The organism is Bacillus sp. JJ1773 (genome assembly GCF_036962035.1).
Classification (GTDB): Bacteria; Bacillota; Bacilli; order Bacillales; family Cytobacillaceae; genus Cytobacillus.
Genome location: NZ_JBALNX010000074.1, coordinates 16594 through 21720 on the forward strand (window position 1 = coordinate 16594; position 5127 = coordinate 21720).

Sequence of the window (5127 nt, forward strand, 5' to 3'; positions counted from 1 at the left end):
AGGCGCTTCCGCTTTTCTTGTTACCATTCTTCTTCCTTTACTTTGCTTTGGTACAATTTAAAGTTGCCAGTTTCCATTCTTTTTTGGGTATTTGCTGTTATTCTAGCTTCACAATCCTTACACATATAAGTATGGATCGGCCTGTTCCTAAGTCTTTTTGCCTGAAATGATTGATCTTCAATGGATTCAATTTTATCACATAAAACACATTTAACTCTCATCGCGTACACCTCAAAACTATTTTCATAAATGATTTATTCATTGCCTTGTAATCCTATTCGTTTGGTAAGTTCACTAAAGCCTATTATAATTATATATGATGTATATCTTTAATACGACTTTCTTTTTGTATGCTGATAATATGTATCGGTTGAAAGTTAAGGATGGGCATAATATGATGTAGAATGAAGGAGGAATTTGAATGGCAAATCAAGTAGAACCAAAATTAATTAAACCACTTTTTGATGCATTGCAGCAAGAAAGGTTTGTCACGTTATCGACAATTGATTTCGAAACGGGCGGACCAAATGTTAGTGCCATTTCATGGGTACTGGCCAAAGATGAAGGGACTATTCAATTTGCGGTTGATAATCGTTCAAGAATTGTTCAAAACATAAAAGAGAACAAAAAGGCGGTAATTAATTTAATCGCAAATGAATCTACATATTCCATAACAGGAGATGTTACTGTTAAGGAGGAAAAGCTAGATGGTGTTCCATTAAAGCTTGCTCTTCTAGAATTGTCTATTCATGAAGTACGGGATGTCATGTTCTACGGTTCCAAGATTATTTCTGAACCCCAATATGACAAAACATATGATAAGGATGCAGCAGCACGTCTAGATAAACAGGTAATGGACGCAATGAAAAAGGCCTAGTCGAATGACTGGGCCTTTTTCGTGCGCTATTAGAAATTGTCATCGACAAAGTCCATTGGCCGCTTTTCCTTATTTGATTACTTATTCATGTTTATCCTTAAAGTGGTTTGACTGTTCTTCTTGTTCATTCTCAAGCTTTCGTTCATCAGGATTATTTAATTTCTTTTTCGGTTCCTCTGGGGCATTCTTTGGTCTAGGATCTATAATGTCTGCTGGAATTTCAGGCATTAAACGGCCGGCAATGTCTGCTAATTCATTCATTATTCCTTGAATAGGCTTCCCGTTTTGAATATCATCTGAAATTTCTCTTAAACGTGCATTTATGTCAGGATCAGCAATGATAATAGCTCTTGCTCCGTCAGGATCATTTTTCAAGCTTTCCGCTACTGAATATTTAATGGCACCAACCTCTGATCTCTCCAAGTTTTTGTTGACATCAATTCCGACAATCGCATATCGGCCGAGAACAACTGCGGTAGCATCGTTTACATTAGGAATGCTTGTAGCGAGGTTGACTAAACGCTTTGAGATATGCTGCCCAGTTGTACGATCAACTTCTTGTATAGTACTGTTTTTGACATTTACTAAATTTTGATTTGGATTTTCTTGGCTTTGATTATTATTGATTCCACATCCCGCCATCAGTATGATTGCAAGTCCGATAAACAACTGCTTTTTCAATTTTCACCATCTCCTATACTTAGGCTTTAGCTAGTCCATTTCAGAAAGCTAAAGCATTATTAAAGGAATCATTAACGGTTATTGTGCAAAATTTCGTCTATCTTTATACGGTAAATCATATATTTTACCAAAGTTCCATTCGTTCCACTGTTTAATAGACCTAAGAGGAGCAGGAGGCATCAGATTGAGTAAAATATATGTGTTAGATACAAACGTCTTGTTACAAGATCCGCATTCAATTTTTTCCTTTGAAGAAAATGAAGTGGTTATTCCAGCCGTAGTGCTAGAGGAAGTTGATTCGAAGAAAAGATATATGGACGAGATTGGCAGGAATGCAAGACACGTATCAAGGCTGATTGACAGCTTTAGGGGTACAGGAAAACTTCATGAACGAATTCCTCTTGAAAATGGCGGAAGCTTGCGAATTGAATTAAACCATCGTTCATTTCAACAGTTACAAGATATTTTTATTGAAAAAACGAATGATAATCGAATTTTGGCAGTAGCAAAAAATTTATCATTAGAGGAAGAAACAAAGGAAGATGGAAAAACGGTCATATTAGTAAGTAAAGATGCACTCGTAAGGGTTAAAGCAGATGCAATCGGTCTAATAAGTGAAGATTACCTTAGTGATCGGGTTATTGAGAATGATCACCTATATACTGGATTTTTGGAAGTATATATTGCGAAGGAAACGTTGAATCGTTTTTATGAAAAGGGTGAGCTTTCCATCTCAGAAGCCGTCACTTTTCCAGTATTCCCTAACCAATTTCTTGTAATGAAGGATGCATTAGGATCATCGTCGTCAGCAATAGGAATTGTAGATAAAACAAGAAAAAAAGTTAAGAAGCTTATTTTTGATTATGACCATATATGGGGAATTAAACCTAGAAATGTTCAGCAAACGATAGCCATGGAACTTCTATTAAGAAAGGATCTTCCTCTTGTTACCTTAACAGGGAAGGCAGGAACCGGAAAAACACTTATTGCTCTTGCCTCTGGACTTATGCAGACAGAAGACTATGGATATTACAAAAAGCTGCTTGTAGCCCGCCCGATTGTACCAGTTGGAAAAGATATAGGCTTTCTGCCTGGTGAAAAAGAGGAAAAGCTTAGGCCATGGATGCAGCCGATTTTTGATAACCTGGAATATTTATTTAATGTTAAAAAGCCTGGGGAGTTGGATGCCATATTGGCTGGGATGGGTTCCATTGAAGTTGAGGCATTAACTTATATTAGAGGAAGGAGCATTCCAGATCAATATATCATCATTGATGAAGCACAAAATTTAACAAAACACGAGGTTAAAACGATTCTTACACGCGTAGGAGAGGGAAGTAAAATAGTGTTAATGGGAGATCCTGAACAAATTGATCACCCTTATTTAGATGCTTATAATAATGGATTAACATACGTGGTAGAGAGGTTTAAGGACCAAACAATCGCGGGTCATGTTAAGCTCATAAAGGGAGAAAGATCTGGACTTGCACAATTAGCTGCTGATCTATTATAGCGTCCAGTATGAAGAAGGGGCGGAATTATCGCCCCTTCCGCAGGGATTAACTGATCTTCAAAGCTTTAACTTTTTTTATTGGGTTATCTTTATTTCTTCCATCGCTATAATAAACATAAACCGGACCATCCTCTTTTAAAGGCTTGCCATTAATGGAAAAGCCAAGAATTAGCCCCATGCCCTCATGAAGGGGCATACTTATCTCTCCTTCTTCTTCACTTACAATAATGAGTGTGGCTGCATCTCTTTCAGGTTCTGCATTTTGGATAAATGGTTTTAAAGGGATGCCAAAAGTTCCATTCAATACTTTTTCCTTTTCAAATTTCTTTTCGGTTTTTAAAGTTGGGGGAAAAACAGCACCTTCCATAATTTCTCTATCCCAATGCTTGGAGATTGATTTTGTATATTCCTCAAGACCATCCTGCAATTCTTGATCCGTTTCAAAAAATGATAATAAATCAACTCGGCGATCATCGAATATCCAAACCCCTGGATCAAGTGTAATCGAATATTTAACTTTCCCGCTTAATGAAATAATATTTTCCATTAAAATTCCTCCTAAAAAGGCAAAAAACTTATTTACAAAGGTAAGTATACAGATTATTGATGGAATTGTCATACATTCGTTCAAATGATAAAATGGAAATTCCAGTATCAACCAAAATATTTAGCGATGTTTGGGGGAAGTTCCGTTGGTATGTCAAACAAATGAAGACTTACAAATGATTGTAAATGACGTTTATTCAATAACAGAGGAAGGAAAGGTAGCAGATTATATTCCAGCGCTTGCCAAGGCAAACAAAAGTGATTTATCTGTTGCCATCTATAAAAGTAATAATGAATGTCTCTATGCGGGTACTTACACGAAAAAATTCACATTACAAAGCATCTCTAAAGTCCTTGTATTAGCACTTGCCTTACAAGACAGGGGTGTTGATTATGTGTTTGACAGAGTTGGAATGGAGCCGACTGGAGATCCTTTTAATTCTATTTCGAAGCTTGAAACCTCTATTCCATCAAAGCCTTTAAATCCGATGATCAATGCCGGGGCACTTGCTGTTACAAATATGATAAAAGGGAATAATGAAGCTGAAAGATGGGGGCGAATCCTTCAATTTGTACAATGTTTAGGAATCAAGAAGGATCTGACATATGACAAGGAAGTGGCTGCCTCTGAGCTTGAAACCGCATGGCTTAATCGATCATTATGCTATTTTATGAAGCAGCATAAAGTGATAGAAGGAGATATCGAAGAATTAATGATGCTTTATACGAAACAATGTGCCATCGAAATGAATTGCTTTGAATTAGCGAAGATAGGAGCGGTTTTTGCTTTAAATGGAATTGACCCTGAAACAGGTGAAAGGCTTTTGCCTTTGGAAATTGCAAGGATTTGTAAAACGTTTATGGTCACTTGCGGGATGTACAATGCTTCAGGAGAATTTGCTATTAAAGTAGGAATACCAGCGAAGAGCGGTGTTTCTGGAGGCATTCTCGCTGTCGTTCCCGATAAGTTCGGGATCGGTATATTCGGTCCTTCACTCGATGAAAAAGGGAACAGCATAGCAGGTATAAAGTTGTTAGAGGAACTTGCTCTGCGTTATGATTTTAGTATATTTTAAAGGGATTCAATCCTTATTATTCTTGCTTTTTTCTCATCTAAAGTATAAAATTTATAGATAAGATAATCGCTCGGAAATGGGGGATTGAAAGTTGGCTTCAGAAATGATTATTGACCATAAGGAAAGAGCAAATGCCCTATTAAAGGCTGACGCAGATAAAATATTGAAATTAATTAAAGTGCAGATGGACAATCTTACCATGCCTCAATGCCCTTTATATGAAGAGGTGCTTGATACGCAAATGTTTGGGTTGTCTCGGGAAATAGATTTTGCGGTCCGTCTTGGCCTCATTGAAGAAAAAGATGGAAAGGCAATTATGGCTGAATTAGAAAAGGAACTATCTATTCTGCACGATGCCTCTGTAAGAAAATAAAAAGAAACGCGACGTCCTTTCGCGTTGTCGACACTTGTACGTCCTGTACATCGGGGGTAGG

Annotated in this window: 7 protein-coding genes; 4 read left to right on the top strand and 3 right to left on the bottom strand. The window is 37.1% G+C overall.

Going from position 1 to position 5127, the window contains the following annotated elements; genetic code table 11:
- Positions 1–20 precede the first annotated feature (20 nt).
- On the bottom strand, positions 21–221 hold the full coding sequence (locus V7127_RS20200) for a YlaI family protein (RefSeq protein WP_315668405.1): 201 nt from the start codon (positions 219–221) through the stop codon (positions 21–23).
- Between the two features lie 200 nt (positions 222–421).
- Here V7127_RS20200 and V7127_RS20205 point away from each other — a divergent pair, with 200 nt between their 5' ends.
- Positions 422–877 carry a pyridoxamine 5'-phosphate oxidase family protein gene (locus V7127_RS20205; protein ID WP_335343877.1) on the top strand — a complete coding sequence of 152 codons (456 nt, stop codon included), beginning with the start codon at positions 422–424 and terminating at the stop codon, positions 875–877.
- An 81-nt stretch (positions 878–958) separates the two neighbouring features.
- Here the strand turns inward: V7127_RS20205 and V7127_RS20210 are convergent, their stop codons facing one another.
- Positions 959–1558, bottom strand: a complete 600-nt coding sequence (locus V7127_RS20210; RefSeq protein WP_335343876.1) for a YhcN/YlaJ family sporulation lipoprotein — start codon at positions 1556–1558, stop codon at positions 959–961.
- Positions 1559–1742: 184 nt separating this feature from the next.
- Between V7127_RS20210 and V7127_RS20215 the strand changes: the two genes are divergently transcribed.
- Entirely contained in the window at positions 1743–3071 is a 1329-nt protein-coding gene (locus V7127_RS20215; RefSeq protein ID WP_335343875.1) for a PhoH family protein, read from the top strand.
- A 46-nt stretch (positions 3072–3117) separates the two neighbouring features.
- Here the strand turns inward: V7127_RS20215 and V7127_RS20220 are convergent, their stop codons facing one another.
- A complete protein-coding gene (locus V7127_RS20220) occupies positions 3118–3618 on the bottom strand; it encodes a peptidyl-prolyl cis-trans isomerase (RefSeq protein ID WP_335343874.1) in 501 nt (166 codons plus the stop codon).
- Positions 3619–3763: 145 nt separating this feature from the next.
- Here V7127_RS20220 and glsA point away from each other — a divergent pair, with 145 nt between their 5' ends.
- Both glsA and V7127_RS20230 read left to right on the top strand, forming a co-directional pair.
- Complete coding sequence (glsA, locus tag V7127_RS20225; RefSeq protein WP_335343873.1) at positions 3764–4693, top strand: glutaminase A; 930 nt, start codon at positions 3764–3766, stop codon at positions 4691–4693.
- Positions 4694–4784: 91 nt separating this feature from the next.
- Positions 4785–5066, top strand: a complete 282-nt coding sequence (locus V7127_RS20230; RefSeq protein ID WP_335343872.1) for a YlaN family protein — start codon at positions 4785–4787, stop codon at positions 5064–5066.
- The last annotated feature ends 61 nt before the right edge of the window (positions 5067–5127 follow it).

Coding starts and splice junctions, on each gene's coding strand:
- V7127_RS20200 (WP_315668405.1), bottom strand. CDS start 221: ATGAGAGTTAAATGTGTTTTATGTGATAAAATTGAATCCATTGAAGAT.
- V7127_RS20205 (WP_335343877.1), top strand. CDS start 422: ATGGCAAATCAAGTAGAACCAAAATTAATTAAACCACTTTTTGATGCA.
- V7127_RS20220 (WP_335343874.1), bottom strand. CDS start 3,618: ATGGAAAATATTATTTCATTAAGCGGGAAAGTTAAATATTCGATTACA.